This window comes from Mongoliibacter sp. (assembly GCF_007692705.1).
Classification (GTDB): Bacteria; Bacteroidota; Bacteroidia; order Cytophagales; family Cyclobacteriaceae; genus Mongoliibacter.
Genome location: NZ_REBN01000257.1, coordinates 1 through 15,898 on the forward strand (window position 1 = coordinate 1; position 15,898 = coordinate 15,898).

The window sequence follows — 15,898 nt, forward strand, 5'->3', positions numbered from 1 at the left end:
AACACCTCAATCAAAACCATAAATGATCCATCATCTTTTCCTTCTGCAATTTCTTGTGCGAGTTCATTCGGATACGACAGGTGCCTGAGTCCGAATTTCTCAAAACCATTCGATAAGATCTCCAATCTTCTGTACATGTCCTTTGTATCTGTAGTAAGTTCTTGCGGCGTCCACAGTTTTTCAGCAATAGCAGCAGTTCTTGGCCAAATTCTGGAATCTATTGTATTTGCATCCACCAACTCCGACCACATGGCAGCCTCTCCTCCAAGAATGAGCATTCTTTCAGCTTCTGTTAATGGATCCATTTTTTCTACTTTGGGAGCAACTGTACCGGGCATTTTATCTGAACCAATCCTTTTTCCTTTAAAAGGAAAAGACAATAACATAGCCGAAAACTCACCGGATATACTGTCCCCATCAGCAATGGCATTTACGGATAGTTTTCCTAATGGGGAAGCAAAGGTGAATGTCAATTCCTCATTTTCTTTCATTAGACCTTCAAGACCTGTATAATTATCCATAAGGCCCAACACTCCGCGGAAGTTTTCTCCCTCACCATATAAAATCAGGGTACTTTTCATAGGGCTTTCCCCAACCTTGATGTCGATGGCATAATTTTCCCAAAGTATGGTATCAGGTTCTATGGAAACTGCTCCTGGTAAAATATCCGGATTGACTTCATAATGTTTTGCTGCTGGAAGCTTGTGGTCTAGATAAAAACCTGCCGAAAGGATACCTTGTACTCCTCTTTTTACTGCCTGAAAAAGGGTTTTTTGATCTCTCCAGCTCTGAACGACAATGTCCTTTGGAAGATTTGGGTTGATAATCTCATCCCATCCTACCATTTTTTTGCCGTGCTTTGACAAAATCACCTCCACCCTTTGGTTGAAATAGGCCTGAAGGTCATGGTTGTTTTCAATTTGGTTATCCTTTTTAAACGCCACAATAGAGGGATTTCTGTCCCAATCTGAAAAATCCACCTCATCTCCCCCAATGTGGAAATATGGATCTGGAAAAAGCTTCGCCATCTCCCCGATAAATTGATCCAAAAATTGGTAGACTTCTTCTTTACTAGGATCCATAACTGCCGTAGCAAGGCCAAAGTTATCTCGCAGTGTATAAGGACCAGGCATGGCTCCCAATTCAGGATATCCCACCAGGTAACTGGTGGCATGACCAGGAATATCAAACTCTGGCACTACCCTGATGCCTCTATCCCTTGCAAAAGCTATTATTTCCCTGATATCGTCCTGACTGTAATACTCCCCTCTTGAACCCAATTCATGAAGTTTTGGAAAGACTTTTGATTCCACCCTAAATGCCTGATGTTCGCTTAAATGCCAGTGAAAAACATTCAATTTCACAGCAGACATGGCTTCTAAATTTCTTAAAATAACCTCCTTGGGTATCCAATGCCTGCAAACATCAATCATTAATCCTCTCCAAGGATATCTGGGACTGTCACTGATTTCTGCATAAGGCCAATAAAACTCCCTGCCTTCAACTACCATCAGTTGCTTCAGGGTTTCCAGTCCTCTTATTATTCCATATCCTGTTTCCGCTTTCAGCTCAATTCCACCTTTCCCTATGCTGAGTGAATAAGATTCATCTGTATGTACAGGCTGAATGTGATCAACCTTATTTTTGAAAACCACTTTCATTCCTTTTCCTGATTCTGAAATGGTCTTTCCGGTATTGTCAAATACTTGGTTTTTGAACCTCCCAATTGACTTAACTACCACATCATCTTCAGGGCCACTTACCTCAATGCCCAGGTCCTCTGGCAAAACATAGTACCCCTTTCCTAATTTGAGTGCAGCGGGCAATGGCATCAGCGAAATGCTGGCCCTATCTTCTGCTGATATACTTGGATCCTCAGGATTAAACCAAAGGAAATATATGGCAGAACAAATAGCTATAAGTACAAAAATAATGATGCCGGATATCTTAATTATTCGCTTAAACATAGGTTATTTTGGTTGGGCGGCCGTAAATATATTCTTTGTTATGTTTATTAAAAAGATCTAATAATACGTAATATTATCGGCCTGATCATTTTCTGTACAGATCTAATCTATCCATAGAAAGTTTTGTGGTGTCTGCAATTTTTAGTCGTAGCAGTGGTTCTTTCCCATTTTCTAGAATAAATAATTTTTCTGAAGTCAAAAACTGAAATAATTCTTTGAAAACTGCTCTATTCCTAAACCAAGTTGCCCTGTTTTATAATTCTGATCAAGTTAACAGCAGCAGATTTCTATCCTGATCCATGTCTGGTTTAGCTTTGTGGGAAACTAATTGTAGATAAAATATATCTATATAAAATTTTAACGGTGTCCTTCTATTTACTAAAAAATAATGAACCGAAAGATATCAGATAAAAAGGCTCTACTCCTTGAAGGTACAATCTAATATGCATCTCTTCCAAATTGTAGATGAGACAAAAGAACGGGGGGGAATGATTTGAAATCATTGCCTTGATTAGATGAAGTTTAGATTACCTCCATCCAGAAAAATACTATGGGTTAGTACCGGTAAAGTCAATAGCTATTTGAGGGTCTAAAAAAGCTCAAGGCATTTCGTCATTGAATTAAGTGTAGTATGCTGGAAATGAAAGTTTAAATCAGCATTAAATTATGTAAAAAATATGAAGAGAAAGCACATTCCGTTATTGTCTTTAACCTGCTACTTGCTCTTGGCGTCATGCTCAGAAAAAACTGTAACGGAGACAGCTACAACACAATTTAAGGCGGTAGAAGTAATAGAACAAAAGGTTCCTATATTTAAAGAGTTTGTAGGGCAGGTATATGGAAAAGCTGACATACCTATTCGTGCCAGAGTGGATGGTTTTGTCGAGAAGCTTCATTTTCTCGAAGGAACCAGCATTTCAAAAGGACAACTCTTGTACAGTATCGATGATAATCCCTTTCGCCTCAATGTAAGCAGAGAAGAAAGTATACTGTCTGAGGCCAATGTAAATTTGGTAAATGCCGAAAATGAACTTGCAAGAATTGAGCCTTTAGTTGCGATCAACGCCATTAGTAAGAGGGATCTGGATGCAGCAACAGCCCGCAGGGATGCTTCAATAGATGCCGTCAAGGCGGCAGAGGCCAATTTAAATCTGGCGAAACTTAACCTAAGTTATGCCCAAATTCGCGCTCCTATCAGCGGTATCATCGGAAAGACAAAAGCCAAGGAGGGAGAATATGTTGGGAAAAGCCCCAACCCTGTTATTCTGAATACCATCTCTAAAACAGACAGTGTCGTGGTGGAATTTTTTTTAAATGAAAAAGACTATATCACTTTTTATAAACAGTTTATTCGGGATGGGGAAGAGGGTATAAACCTAGTCAGTCATCCTCTTGAATTGTTCCTGGCGGACGGAGAGAAATTTCCCTATACAGGAAAAATCACATTTCTGGACAGAAATGTGGATCCAGGCACAGGTACCATTTTGATTCAAAGCATATTCCCTAATCCTGATGGTTTGATCCGACCCGGCCAATTCGCCAGAGTGAAAACCGTTGTGGATATCTTGGAGCAGGCATTACTTGTTCCGCAGCGTTGCGTGGTCGAGCTTCAGGGCTTTTACAATGTGTTTGCAGTAGGAGACGATGGCCTGGTAACGAAAAAACGCGTGGAGATTTTAGCTGAGTTTCAGGATCTTTTTGTAATAGCGTCAGGACTGGTCAAAGGCGAGAAAATATTATTGGAGGGTTTGATGGCCGTTCAATCAGGTCAGAAAGTAACTCCTGAAATCGTCCAATTCAACACCCTCAACCAATGAGTCAACTACAGCATCACTTTTTTGTAAGAAGACCCATTGTGGCTATTGTGATCTCCATTATCACTGTCACGATTGGACTGGTGTCCTTGGCAACCTTGCCCATTGAGCAATACCCCGATATTACTCCTCCTGTGGTAAGAGTCAGTGCCAAATACACCGGAGCCAATGCCATATCGGTGGAGCAGTCTGTGGCCGCACCGCTGGAACAACAAATCAACGGAGTGGAAAACATGATCTATATGAAGTCCACCAACTCCAATGATGGCACCATGGCCATTCAGGTCACCTTTGATGTTGGAACAGACCCGGATATGAACACGGTATTTACCCAAAACAGGGTATCATCTGCCATGGCCAAGCTCCCTGAAGAAGTCACACGAATGGGTGTTACCACTGAAAAGTCCATGTCCAACACGCTACTTTTGGTATCGCTCACCTCTCCCAACCAAAGTTATGATCAGCAATTTTTGGGTAACTATGCGATGATCAATATCAAAGACAGATTGGCTAGGATACCTGGTGTGGGCAGGGTGAATGTGATCGGTGCGTCGGATTATTCCATGAGGATCTGGGTAAAACCCGATAAGTTGTCCAACATGGGCATCACCGTCAGTGAAATCACTCAGACCATCCGTGCGCAAAACACCATTGTCCCCGGAGGTAAACTGGGGGCTGAACCAGCACCACCTGGAACAGAATTCACTTATGTAGTACGGCTGCCGGATCGTCTGCAAACAGAAGCTGAATTTAAGGAAATCATAATAAGAAGTAATCCGGACGGGTCTCAGGTAAGGCTCAAGGACATCGCACGGGTAGAGATGGGAACGGAAAGCTATAGTGCTTTCACCAGTACCAACGGTACGGATGCAGCTCTTATTTCCATCTACCAGTCACCCGGATCCAATGCAGTGCAGGTGGCAGAAGATGTGAAAAAAGAATTGGAAACTTTGTCACAGGGATTCCCGGAAGGGATTGATTATGGGATTTCACTGGATGCTACCAAGCCCATCATTGCAGGGATCAATGAAATTGTGGAAACCCTTATCATTGCGCTTATTCTGGTAATATTGGTCGTGTTCCTTTTTATCCAGGATTGGCGGGCTACACTAATCCCGACCCTTGCGGTACCTATTTCGCTGGTAGGGGCCTTTATGCTTTTTCCTTTACTTGGATTCAGCATAAACGTACTGTCGCTACTGGGGTTGGTTTTGGCCATAGGTATTGTGGTTGATGATGCTATTGTGGTGGTAGAGGCAGTCCAAGTAAAAATGGAAGGCGGGATGGGTGTGAAAAAAGCGACCACCGAAGCCATGAAAGAGGTTACTGCCCCTATTATAGCCACTAGTTTGGTGTTGGTAGCTGTTTTTGTTCCGGTTCTTGGAATTCCAGGCATTACTGGGAAACTCTACCAGCAGTTTGCCATCACGATCGCTGTATCGGTAATTATTTCCAGCATCAACGCACTTTCCCTCTCTCCTGCACTGTGCGCACTGCTCTTAAAGCCAAGGGATCCAGCCAAAGAAAATAAGGGCTTGTTGGGTAGATTTTTCAATAATTTTAATCGTGCATTTGATAAAAGCACTATTTCTTATACCTCCTTCACATCAGTGGTTTCAGGGAAATTAAAACGGGGCGCTGTTTTCATTTTGATAACCGTTTTGGCAGCAGGGATTCTTGGATCCAGATTACCAGGGGGATTTATACCTGAGGAAGATCAGGGATACTTGTTTTTGAGTGTTCAATTGCCTAATGCAGCAAGCTTGCAACGCTCTGACGAGGTGGCAAAAAAGATAGAAGGAATTCTGAAAGAAATCCCAGAGATAGAAACCTATTCTACTGCTGTTGGCTATAATTTATTGGCAGATGCCCTTAGCACCAATTCAGCTTTTATGTTCCTTTCGCTAAAGGATTGGGACGATCGTGGTAATCAGACTGCAAAGCTGGTAGCACAAAAAATCAATGCCATGCTCTCTGGGGAAATCAAAGATGCAGTGGCCTTTGCTTTTGGACCACCGGCAATACCCGGATTAGGATCTGGTGCAGGTTTCAGCTTAATGATCCAAGACAAAATCGGTGAAGACCCACAATACCTTTACCAACAGTCCCAGGCATTCATTGCAGCTGCTTTACAGAGACCAGAAATTGCACGTGCCTCCACACAATATCAAGCCTCTGTCCCCCAACGGTTCATAGAGCTGGATACGGATAAGGTGTTGAAAACAGGTGTAAACCTACAGGAGTTATATCAAACCTTTGGTGCCTTTTTGGGCGGTGCCTATGTCAATGATTTTTCCCAATTTGGAAGAACTTATAGGGCTTATATTCAGGCGGAATCGGAATACCGTCAAAACGAACAAGGACTGGACCTTTTCTACGTCAAAAACAATTCCGGAGAATCAGTGCCTATAAGTACATTTCTAAATGTCAAAGAGGTCAGTGGACCGGAATATACCAATAGGTTTAACCTGTTTCGAACAGCTGAAGTTACAGGAATTCCTGCTACCGGCTACTCTTCCACCCAGGCACTGGTAGCCTTGGAGGAAGTGGCCAGAGAAGTGTTGCCGGATAATATGGAATTTAGCTGGAGTGGGATGAGTTTTCAAGAAAAAGCTGCTTCCGGTTCGGCAGGACTCATTTTCGCATTTTCCTTCTTTTTGGTTTTTCTGATTTTGGCTGCTCAATACGAAAGCTGGTCTCTGCCTTTAAGCATTCTGCTGGGAACACCCTTTGCCTTGCTTGGTGCCTTTCTATTGCTGACGGTAGCCCGTGCGTTCAGCTTGAGTTTTGAAAACAATATTTTTGCACAGATTTCCCTCATCCTCCTAATCGCCATGGCGGCTAAGAATGCCATATTGATCGTGGAGTTTGCCAAAATGAAATTTGATGATGGCTTATCGCTATTTGATTCGGCGATTGAAGCTGCACGGCTTAGATTCCGCCCCATATTGATGACCGTTTTTTCCTTTATACTGGGAATCCTACCCTTGATTTTGGCTTCTGGTTCAGGAGCAGAAGCAAGAAAGGTAATGGGAATGGCACTTCTGGGCGGGATAGGGATGGCTACTTTTTTGGGAGTATTCCTCTACCCCATGCTTTTCGTCATGGTTGGGAAACTCTTTAATTATGAGAAAAAAAGGGCATTAGCTGAAACTACAAATCCTTCAGAAGCATGAAAACAATTATTCAAGTCATTCTCATGGTTCTGCTTTTTTGCGCCTGCAAAGTAGGTAAATCCTATAAGGGCGTGGATGTACCCATTCCTACAACTTATAACGCTACACTTGAGGAAGAACAACAAGCCGGAACGGATAACATTAATACCCTGGATTTGGAAAAAGTAGGAGATGCTAATCTGGAATGGTGGAGCCTCTTTGACGACCCCTTGCTGGATACATTGATTCGAACCTCCTTGCGATATAATCGAAATGTTGGCATTGCTGCAGAACGGATAATGCAGAATCGGTATGCTCTTAGGATTCAAAATGCTGAAATGTTACCCAAAATTGGTGCACAGGTGTCCGCTGATAGAGGTAATTTCCTTTTCAACCAGATTGGTCAGACCAATGAGCTATTTATAGCAGGGACTGGTTTAAACTGGGAAATTGATTTTTGGGGAAGGTTACGAAATTTATCCGATGCCGCAAGGTATAGCTTATTGGCAAGTGAGCATGGACTGAAAAGTATGCAGCTTTCCTTAATCAGCGATGTGGCCACCACCTATTTTCATTGGTTGCAGGCCCTAGAAGAACTCGAAATTGCCGAACGGAACTTTGCCTTGAGGGATAGCATGCACCAAATCATCGTGGCCAGATTTGAAAAAGGGATAATCCAGCAAACCGATGTGGAGCAATCCAATATCTTGAAAAATATCGCTGCTGGTTCAGTACCAAAATTCCGGAGAAAATCCGTTCAACTGGAAAATTCACTCAATTTTCTTGTAGGAAGGAACCCAACAAAACTACCAAAGAGCCATTCTCTGCCTGAGCTGCGCACCGAAATGGACCTGAACCAATCTTCACCGGTAGATTTACTTAAGAACAGGCCCGATATTCTAGAAGCTGAATTTCAGCTAATGGCGCAAAATGCACAATTAGGGGCAGCCATCGCAAATAGACTTCCTGGTATTAGCCTAAATGCAACCCTTGGAATCATCACAGATGATTTTCGGCAATGGGATTTATCCAATCCTTTGTGGAACATTGGTGGGCAACTTATGGGTCCCTTGTTTTTTTGGGGGCAACTAAAAAGAAGGGTAGATATCGAACAAAGTAAGGAATACCAACAGCTTTTTGCTTACGAAAACAGAGTATTAAACGCCTTGAGAGAAATGGAAGATATTAAAGTGGGAATTTCCACACTGAATCAGGAATTACTTGCTGCCCGGGAAAGAAAAAAATCGGCATTAAGTGCTCAATTTCTAAGCGGAGAGCGGTATTCACAGGGAGTGACCAGCTATTTAGAGGTCTTGGAATCACAACGGCAGGCATTTGATGCAGAGCTTGCATTGGTACAGCTTCAGCAATCACTACTTTCTGCCTATGTCCAATTTTATAAAGCCTCCGGAGGAGGTCCAATAGAATGATTTCTACAATACTCACTGAAAAAAGCAATTGTCTTATGATGAATTTATTAAATAAGAAAATTTTACTCGTTGCTATTTGTATTCTGATCACTCAGTCAAGTTTTAGCCAGGAAATCAGGGTAAATACCTATGGAGGATATGTCTTTAAAGACAAGGTAGACTCTTACTATTCAAGTAGTTCATACTACAGTGGGCAAATTCAAGACGGAGCCCGCTGGGGAGGCGGTATAGAATATGTAATTCCGGAAATTGGCGGAATAGAAATACAGTACCTTAGGCAAAACACCAATGCCCCAACGAGGTACAGTGACATTATCCATTCCGGTGGACAACTCCAAAAAGCTGATTTTGATCTGCGGCTAAATTGGCTCATGGTGAATAGTACTCGCTATTTCCCAATAAATGAACAGTTGGAACCATTCGCCGGATTTGGCCTTGGGATGGGTATTTTTTCCTTGACAAATCCTGATACTAATAACGAACGTTCTACTACCCGGTTTGCCTATAGTTTTCGGGGAGGAATAAATTTAACGCTTAGTAATAACTTGGCCTTCCGTGCACAAGCATCGCTGTTTTCTGCAGTCCAATCAATGGGCGGAAGCTTATATTTTGGTTCTGGGGGCACTGGGGCTGGATTGAGCTCTTACTCCAGCATGTTCCAATTTGGGTTTGATGGAGGATTGGTTTTACGGATCCCTTATGAATAAACTAAAAAAGAAAGATATTCATGAGACGCCTAACTCCGGATATTAACCCCGAATGGAATGATTCGATCCTCTCAAAAAGAACTTTCCGCCAATTAAAATAAAAAATAGTTCATAAAATTTGCATTAATATAAATCACACTATCATGAAAAAATCAGCACTCATTTTCCTTTTCAGTTTTTTACTTGGCAGCCTGGCTTTTGCTCAGGGCATTGACGATGAGATCACTCTTATGCAAGCACAATTTGGAATGGAAAAAAAACAACTGGTACAGGCTGTAATGGATCTGCCTGAATCTTTGTCACCTGGCTTTTGGACAATCTACCAGCAATATGAAGGAGAGCGACAGATACTCGCGAGGGAACGCATTCTTTTGATCAACGAATACCTCACCAATTACGAGAATATTGACAATGAAATCGCCGATTCTCTCACAAAAGCTATTTTGAAGAATTCTGTAGACAGGAGTAAACTACATAAGAAATACTACAAAAAATTCAAGAAAAATACGACCGCGAGAGATGCTGCAAAATTTCTTCAACTGGACATCTATATTCACAATACCCTTCGAAACCTATCCCTGCAAGAGCTCCCCTTTATTGATGAATTCAAATGAATAAAATACAACTCCCATTAAAAAAAACTGAGACTACGTTCCTTTTCTCTTCCCCTTACCATGTACTATGCAACTGTGGCAGTGGTTCTGTTCTAATGGACTGGGATCAGTATGGAAACTTTGAGTTGAATAAATATAAAACCTTTGATTTCTTTCGATTTGACATTGAAAAAATCGGACTACTGGAGTTTAAACTAATCTTCAACCTCCTTAAAGAATCCATTGAGAAGAAAATGGTTTAGGTAGGTCTTCTACCAATCCTGATCTTCAAATAAACTTGGGTATCGTGGTAGAAGAAAAAGAACGTACCCGTGAAAAGAGCCTTGCTACTGAACCCTTTATGTATTTAGGTCAGCGATCTTACAGCTGGAAGGCAGAAGAAATACCAGTTGGGACCTACGAGGAGGGTACCATAAGCCTACACTTGGTAGAAAATCACTCAAATCGGGCCGTTTGGGTGGGAAACATTCATCAGGCTTTACCAAAAAAATCAAAAATCATACTTAAAAATATTGAAGAGGTTGTAGAAATTTTCTTTAAACAAGTAACCAAATAAAAATTTAAATACAATGAATAAATCTTATGTAGTTGTATGCTTACTCCTATTTGTCCTCATGTCCTGTTCGCCGAGTGTAAACATTATTGGATCCTGGAGCAGCCCAAAAAAATCCACCGGTGGGTACAATAGCATATTTGTAACCGCACTTACTCAGAATGTACTCGCAAGACAAACAGTGGAAACGTATTTGGAAGATATGATCCTTGCGCAGGGAATTTCTGCCACTGGAAGCTTTGAAATTATCCCACCTGGATTCAAGGCAAAAGAAGCTGATAAAGAGGCAATACTTGGGGAAATTAGGCAGCTGGGAAGTAAGGCTATTCTGATAATCACGCTTTTGGATCAAACCAACGAAACCCGTTATGTGCCAGGGACAAGCGCCTATATGCCGATGGGTTTTGGCTATCATGGGAGGTTTTGGTCTTACTATGGAATGTACAATCCCTATATGTACGATAATGGTTACTACACTACGGATAAAAAATATTATTTGGAAGCAAATTTATATGAGGTTCAATCGGAGGAAATGATATGGTCTAGCCAATCAGAAAGTGCTAACCCCTCTTCCTTGAAACAGTTTTCAAAGGCTTTCGCAAATTCAGTAGTTAAGCAGCTGGTCAAGGATGGGATTATCGCAAGGATATAGGCTTCAAAAACCAGATGATTTATCCAGGGAAGTTATAAACCAACGGCCAATTAAAGCACAGTCCCTTTTCCTTTATCATAAATGCAGACAAATAATGTCCCAGGTATGTCCGAAGCATTATTAGGGCGGTATCCCTTCCAGTGGCATCTCCTTTTAGCCTTTATTCATAGGCTCGCATGGTTAAGATAAAAATCATTTTCCTAAAATAATGAAGAAAATGTAGGGTTCAGAACCCACTTGAAAAAACGAGGCGTAATCCGAAAAGCCATATGAGCAGGATAATTCTAAATAGTTTAAAAACATTAAGCACAACACCAGATTTTAAATACTCCGAACCGTCTTGTCTAAAATCTTCCTTCCTGCAACTGCAAGGGGTGTCTCCTACTCCTGGGACATTCAAATTCGTAAAAGTATTTTGGTTGCTATATGCTGCCTTTTTGGCAACCCCGAAATTAGTTCTGCTTGTTTTAATAAATCTACCGTGAATTTTATTAATTTTATAACAGTGTTAAGCTGTCAGGTTTTGGTGCATGAGTTGCATTCCATGCGTAAGTATAACCCCTGAATATCAAATAATTTACTACGACAATCTGTTAAACAAATCGCTATTGATTAGTTCAGACATAGCTGTTATTTTATCTTTTTCTGGTTTTTTACTCGGATCAGTTATTGTATTGATACTGATTTCAGTCAATCCTAAATTCACTTATGCTAACTTTCTGCTTGCAGTTTGCGTTTTTAGTTTCGCTTATCTTATGTTTGTAAGTGGATTGATAGCCAGTGGGCTTATTCTAAAAGTACCTCACTTTTTTCGAACTGCCAGTCCTTTTATATACATCATAGCCCCAGCGGCATATCTATATGTCCGTACGGTATTGGATGAAGAAGTGAAATTTAGTTTTTTTGACTTGCTTCATTTTACCCCCGCAATTTTTCATTTTGTAGAATTAACACCTTTTTTTTTGAAAAGTGCTGAAACAAAAATAAATATTCTCGAGATCATCTTTATTGATCCTGATTATTCCCTGGCATTACAAGAAGGTTTTCTACCTCAAAAATGGCATTCATTTTTAAAAACCATAATAGGATTGATTTATTTTAGTTTCCAATTTTATATCATAAGGCAATACACGAAAAAAAATCATATTTTAGATTCATATCAAGAAAAAATCATTCAATGGCTTGACTGGTTTACACTGATGTTAATTAGCTGCTATAGCCTTCTTCTTGTTAGTTTATTTACCAATAATGAATCCTACTCAATTCACCACCTTCTTACAGTAGTAATAGCGTCTACACTTCTTATTATTTTGATTTACTTGTTTTTGCAGCCACAGATTCTTTACGGGTTAGCTGACTTCTCAGAATCTGAAAATCTGGCCAATGAAATCCTCTCCCAAACCACTGATAACCGTAACCTTTCACTATCTGCTGACCAGATAAGTGACTACCGTTATCGCATTGAAAAATACCTGGAAACAAAAAAGCCCTATCTGGACAGTAGTTTCCGGATGCAAGATATGGTGGAAGATACATGTATCCAGAGACATCATCTTTCGGCTACGATCAACACGGTATACCAAATGAATTTTAATGGCCTGATCAATAAATACAGGGTCAACTACATCAAGAAAAACATTCATGCCAAAAAGTGGTCAAACCTTTCCCTGGAAGGGATTGGCATGGAAGCCGGGTTCAAATCCAGATCCACTTTCCTCCAGTCCTTTAAGAAGGAAACAGGTATGACTCCTTCAGTATTTCGGGAAATTAATCCTCAACCCTAGCTAAAGCCTCTTTAAACTTTTCCATTTCCACATCAAGTTGCGCTATTTTATAATTCTAATCAGGATAACTTATCCGGTTTTTGATCCAGACCCATGTCTCCTTTACATTTGATCAAATTATCTTAAAGATCAAGTAGAAATAGGTCTTTGTCATGATGGACGTCAGGTATAATTTTAATCAAATCCATCCTGATTGATTTGATATCATTCGTCCTACTAAGCTTACTTCTTTTGAAAATGAGTTTGGTAATGATGGTAAGGATTACTCATCAGTTCGACAGATACGATTGGGTTTCAAAACTTCGTTTCCCACTGAACTAGGCGAATTAAAGACTCAGTTTGAATACGAAATGCTCGGAACTGGTGCGGATGCCGGGTAGACTACTTTTCGACTGCGACACGCCCATGTTGAGTCGGGAAAATTTGGTATTGGACAATACTGGGGCCCATTTATGGACATAGATATTTCCCACATATTCCATAGAATATTGGGAGCCTAATGGAATGGTCTTATTCCGAAATGTTCAGTTCAGGTACATACCCATACAAGGCGATACCCGTCTCACTTTCGCACTAGAACGGCGAAGGTGAAGTGCTGATCAGGGTGTATATGAAGATCGCATTGAGTTGAAAAACGTAGAAGGTCGTTTTCTGCTTCCCGGCTTTTCTACCGAGCTACGGCACTCCATCTGAATTGGTTCTGGAAATGAACTGGTATGTTCTTAAAAAAGGTGTGCTGCGTTTAAGCCATGAACTCATCTTTAAGGACATCTCATATGTGGGTTATCTTAACTATCTGACGCTTGTCAGTGCCACCTTACCCATTTTATCTGTCAACTTGGAGCTCTTTTATTGATTAACAATGCTCAAAACAACTTGCTGCGTTTACCATGATACTATCCTTGTTCGGAAAAATTTCTAAAGTTGTTTCACAGCTCATCTGTCGTCGATTAGTTCTCATCATCCCAGTGCCGTTATCCAAAATCTTACCCAAAAATCACCCTGGAGTTTCCCTATTACACGGGAAATAACCTGTCATGAGCCTATGATATATGTACAACTAATAAAATTTATTAATTCAGCTTTCCATTAAAACTTATTTGAAATAGGGCATTTCGGAAGCGAAGTACAAAGATAATTATCAACCCTACGAGATCTATGTTTGCCGATAGGCGGGCATGAGATCTTAAAAAGCCTTTATAACACATGAAAAGCCATCTGAAAAAAACCTTCCTCTTTATTCTTTTATTAGCGGGGACCAAAATCTACGCACAAAACGATTCTATCGTCATGCAAAACAATCATTACCTTTTGGGTGAGATCAAGTCAATGGAAAGAGGAGTTTTGGTGGTGAAAACTCCGTTTAGTAAAGCCGACTTCCAGGTCAAATGGGCAGAGGTACATTCAATCCACTCCGAATCCTTATTTATCACTGCCGCTAAGACTAGTGGTAGAATTTTTGGAAAAATCAGTAGTCCTAATCCAGGATTTTTGGAAGTAAATTCTGAAAATAATGAGAAGATCACTTTTCCCTTAGAGGATATTTTATACATAAAATCCATTGATAGGGGATTTCTCGATAGGTTAAGTGCAAGTATCGATTTAGGATTTACCTTAACCAGAGCCAAAAATCAAAGGCAATTTTCTACTCGAAGCAATGTTGGGTATATAGCCGAAAGATGGTCTTTTGATGCTTCTTATAATCAATTGATAACTTCCCGGGACGAGGTTGAAGACATTCGTCGTGGAGATGGAAACCTGACCGCCCTTTATTTTCCAAAAAGTACATGGTTTACTTTGGTCAGGATCGAACACCTTTACAATACAGAACAGTTAATTGACTTGCGGGTCAACACCCTTGTAGGAGGTGGCAGGGATTTTTTTAAATCAAACGCAATGTATTGGAGAGTTTTTGGCGGGGCATCCTTTAATAATGAAACTTTTGTAGGGGAATCAATGGACCGAAGGAGTGCAGAAGCATGGATTGCTTCCGAATTGAATATTTTTGATTTAGGGGATTTGGATTTGCTTACCAATATCTTCGTTTATCCGAGCATAACCCAAGAGAATAGGATAAGGGTTGATTACAGACTGGATATCAGCTATGATTTACCTTTGGATTTTTACATCAAGACCGGACTTACCCTAAACTATGATAATCAACCTTTTCAACCTTCTCGCTCATTGGATTATATTTGGCAAACTACTATGGGATGGAGCTGGTAACTCCTATTCTTTTTTAAATAGAGAGAAAAAACATGTGCAGGTATAGGGTTCCAATAAGTTCCGGGAAAAATTGATTTAGAAATATTTAGTCATACTTCCACCATTCAATTTATACGTTGATCCCCTATTATGCATAACGTAAAAAGGTTTCGTCCACATGTATTTGTTTTACAGTCAAATGATAGAGATGTGACCATACTTGATTTTAATCAAGTTTTTCCTGACGGACACAGCTGCCGGATGAAAATGAAGAAAAAGCGTGAAGCGTAGGGCATTATACATAAAAAGTGTATTAGTAGTCAACATTATTGGTTATCCACACGGTATACCAAATAAATTTTGATGGCCTAATCAATAAATACAAGGTCAACTACATAAAAAAAACATCTATACCAAAAAGTGGTCAAACCTTTCCCTGGAAGGGATTGGCATGGAAGCCGGGTTCAAATCCAGATCCACTTTCCTCCAGTCCTTTAAGAAGGAAACAGGTATGACTCCTTCAGTATTTCGGGAGAAAAATCTCACCCAAAGATAAGATCTCAATACTTCTGTCCGGTTGTATATCAAAATGCCATATTTTTCAAACTGTAAATAAAAAGCATTTTATTAGATATGATATATATCATAAACACAATTTACTCAGGCTAAATATCGTACCTTTAACAAAGTTGAAAAACTGAAGTATCAAAATAAAAAATGCTTTTCGGTGATTATATCACCCAGGCTAGCATTTTGAATAAGGGCAAGATTATGTTTTTTAGTTGATACTCATATGGAATTTTTATGGAGTTGATTTAAGCCTCCATCCCCATATGATATTACCAATGAAATACTTCTAAGCGAAAATCGCGGATTTTTTTAATATGAATAGGGAATCTTTTAAAAGTGTACAATTATGGATAAGGGCTTAGCAGTATCATTTAATATCCACTTTCTGAAGGAAAGTGCCATCAGTCTGGCAAAGGTTCATAAAGTTTCTTCAAATACACACAACCT

General features: G+C 40.2%; 10 protein-coding genes and 1 pseudogene. 10 read left to right on the top strand and 1 reads right to left on the bottom strand.

The window, feature by feature from the left end:
* Positions 1-1,967: family 20 glycosylhydrolase (locus EA341_RS17760; RefSeq protein ID WP_293016513.1), on the bottom strand; the 1,967-nt coding region annotated here is incomplete at its 3' end.
* Between the two features lie 677 nt (positions 1,968-2,644).
* Here EA341_RS17760 and EA341_RS17765 point away from each other — a divergent pair.
* The 10 genes and pseudogenes from EA341_RS17765 to EA341_RS19045 all read left to right on the top strand — a co-directional run bounded on the left by EA341_RS17765 (position 2,645) and on the right by EA341_RS19045 (position 15,437).
* A complete protein-coding gene (locus tag EA341_RS17765) occupies positions 2,645-3,784 on the top strand; it encodes an efflux RND transporter periplasmic adaptor subunit (protein ID WP_293016514.1) in 1,140 nt (379 codons plus the stop codon).
* The gene (locus tag EA341_RS17770) at positions 3,781-6,957 is read left to right on the top strand and encodes an efflux RND transporter permease subunit (RefSeq protein ID WP_293016515.1); all 3,177 of its coding nucleotides are present in this window, start codon (positions 3,781-3,783) and stop codon (positions 6,955-6,957) included. The genes EA341_RS17765 and EA341_RS17770 overlap by 4 nt, the downstream gene beginning before the upstream one ends.
* The gene (locus EA341_RS17775) at positions 6,954-8,366 is read left to right on the top strand and encodes an efflux transporter outer membrane subunit (RefSeq protein ID WP_293016516.1); all 1,413 of its coding nucleotides are present in this window, start codon (positions 6,954-6,956) and stop codon (positions 8,364-8,366) included. The genes EA341_RS17770 and EA341_RS17775 overlap by 4 nt, the downstream gene beginning before the upstream one ends.
* Positions 8,367-8,401: 35 nt before the next feature.
* Positions 8,402-9,073 (top strand): outer membrane beta-barrel protein, encoded by a 672-nt coding sequence (locus tag EA341_RS17780; protein ID WP_293016517.1) that lies wholly within the window; start codon positions 8,402-8,404, stop codon positions 9,071-9,073.
* A gap of 143 nt (positions 9,074-9,216) precedes the next feature.
* On the top strand, positions 9,217-9,687 hold the full coding sequence (locus EA341_RS17785; protein ID WP_293016518.1) for a hypothetical protein: 471 nt from the start codon (positions 9,217-9,219) through the stop codon (positions 9,685-9,687).
* 244 nt (positions 9,688-9,931) lie between these two features.
* Positions 9,932-10,243: pseudogene (locus EA341_RS17790) on the top strand (DUF4136 domain-containing protein); the annotation flags it as partial.
* A gap of 13 nt (positions 10,244-10,256) precedes the next feature.
* Entirely contained in the window at positions 10,257-10,892 is a 636-nt protein-coding gene (locus EA341_RS17795) for a hypothetical protein (RefSeq protein WP_293016519.1), read from the top strand.
* 1,325 nt (positions 10,893-12,217) lie between these two features.
* A complete protein-coding gene (locus EA341_RS17800) occupies positions 12,218-12,676 on the top strand; it encodes an AraC family transcriptional regulator (protein WP_293016520.1) in 459 nt (152 codons plus the stop codon).
* A gap of 1,206 nt (positions 12,677-13,882) precedes the next feature.
* Positions 13,883-14,902 (top strand): DUF481 domain-containing protein, encoded by a 1,020-nt coding sequence (locus EA341_RS17805; RefSeq protein ID WP_293016521.1) that lies wholly within the window; start codon positions 13,883-13,885, stop codon positions 14,900-14,902.
* Positions 14,903-15,332: 430 nt separating this feature from the next.
* Positions 15,333-15,437 carry an AraC family transcriptional regulator gene (locus EA341_RS19045; RefSeq protein WP_367127811.1) on the top strand — a complete coding sequence of 35 codons (105 nt, stop codon included), beginning with the start codon at positions 15,333-15,335 and terminating at the stop codon, positions 15,435-15,437.
* Positions 15,438-15,898 lie beyond the last annotated feature (461 nt).